This window comes from Streptomyces sp. NPDC029674 (genome assembly GCF_044903205.1).
GTDB lineage: Bacteria > Actinomycetota > Actinomycetes > Streptomycetales > Streptomycetaceae > Streptomyces.
Genome location: NZ_JBJDPY010000052.1, coordinates 1 through 1,651, shown reverse-complemented (window position 1 = coordinate 1,651; position 1,651 = coordinate 1). Strand labels below are relative to the sequence as shown.

The following is a 1,651-nucleotide window of genomic DNA, read 5'->3' as shown; positions in this document are numbered from 1 at the left end:
CAGCACGCGGCCACGGCCACCTCCTCCGACGACGGCGTGAACCAGATGTCCGGATCCGCCAGCTGACACGGGGTCCGCTCCGCTTCGTCCACCGCCTCGAGGCTGGGTGCGAGCGTCGCGTTCATGCCGGATCACCGCCCTCAGCGGAGTCGTCGACCCCGCCGTCCGTGGCGGGCCGGGTGGCCGGGGCGAGCCCGGCCAGCTGCGCGAGGCGCCCGTCAGGGCCGTCCTCACCGGCCAGCTCTCGGACGGCGCGGACCTCGGGATCCACGAACACCCAGCCGAGGGCGGCGCGGAGCTCGAGCCACAGCAGCGTGGAGGGGGAGGGGTAGGCGTGCTCGTAGACGTAGCTGGAGAGCGAGGGGGTCTGGCACATGCCGACCACCCACAGCGCGGCCTGCTCGACCAACGTCATCCCAGCGACGGCCTCGGCCACCGCAGCGCCCAGGTTCGGCGCGGCACCCTTGGTGACCTGGAGGATGCGGGCCTGACGCGCCTGGATCCCGTAGGCGCCAGCGAAGTTCGTGGTGGCCTGCTGGTAGTAGCGGGCGAGAACACGGAGGGTGCGCTCGTCGCCGGCCTTCGCCGCGGGCAGCACGGTGTCGCGGATCCACTGGTCCTCGAGGTCACGGACGCCGGCGAGAGCAGTGTCGAGCTCCTTGCGGAGCGCGGCACGGGCCTCGCGCGCCACCTCCTCGGCCGTGGCCGCGGCATCCGGCTTGGATCGAGGCACGAGGTACCGGACGTCGTCGCTGTCCTCGGCGACGACGGCGCGGGCGCCACGTTCAGCCGCCTCCGCCGCATCCTCGACCTTGACCTCCTGCCACTCCGAGTCCGATCGCCACACCGGCGTCTCCGGGGCGTCCATGACCTCGACGCCGGCCGCCTTGAGCTCAGCGAGCACCTTCGGGCGCCGCTTGCGCCACTCCCGGGACTCCTTCGCCCGCCTGACGTGCCAGTCCCAGTTCGACGGGTGCACGTCCACGACGGCCAGCAGGCTCTCCTCCTCCGGCTCACCCGCGAAGTCCGCCAGCACCTCGGCCCGCTCGAGGGTGAGCTGGCCGTCGTGGACCCGCTCGAAGGTCGCGTCGTCGAGCTTCGTCAGCTTGGCGCGGGCCCGGACCCGGCGGGCAGACAGACCGGTCTCCCGCGCCACGCGCTTGGCGTCCCAGCCGTCGAAGTCCAGCATCGCCTGGACGGCGGTGGCCTCCTCCGCGATGGAAAGGTCCTTGCGGTGCAGGTTCTCCTGCACCATGGCCGCGATCTGGTCACGCTCGTCCATCAGGTCGTGACGGACCAGGACCGGGACGGTGTCGAGGCCAGCCTTCTTCGCCGCGTTGAGGCGCCGGTGGCCCATGATCACCGTGTAGTCGCCCTCAAGCGTCGGGTGAGGTGCCACGACGAGGGGCTGGTGGATGCCCTGCGTACGGACCGAGGCGATCATCTCCTCGTCCGCGACCGCCCGATCCCGGACGTTCTTCGGGTGGGGGCGAAGGTTCTCCACGCGCTGCAGCTCGAGCGTTGCGGCCTGGGTCTCGCTCTTCATGGCCATCATCGGTCTCCTTCGGATCTGCGGGCCTGCTCCTCGGCGGGCCGGCTCGGGTCGAACACGGGGAAGAAACGGGCGTCCACGGTCCGGCCGCCCGGGAAG

General features: G+C 71.8%; 1 protein-coding gene. It reads right to left on the bottom strand.

Features of this window, described 5'->3' with window-relative positions; all coding sequences use genetic code 11:
• Positions 1-121 precede the first annotated feature (121 nt).
• Positions 122-1,546 (bottom strand): ParB/RepB/Spo0J family partition protein, encoded by a 1,425-nt coding sequence (locus tag ACI2L3_RS40265; protein ID WP_362015724.1) that lies wholly within the window; start codon positions 1,544-1,546, stop codon positions 122-124.
• Between the last annotated feature and the right edge of the window lie 105 nt (positions 1,547-1,651).

Coding starts and splice junctions, on each gene's coding strand:
- ACI2L3_RS40265 (WP_362015724.1), bottom strand. CDS start 1,546: ATGAAGAGCGAGACCCAGGCCGCAACGCTCGAGCTGCAGCGCGTGGAG.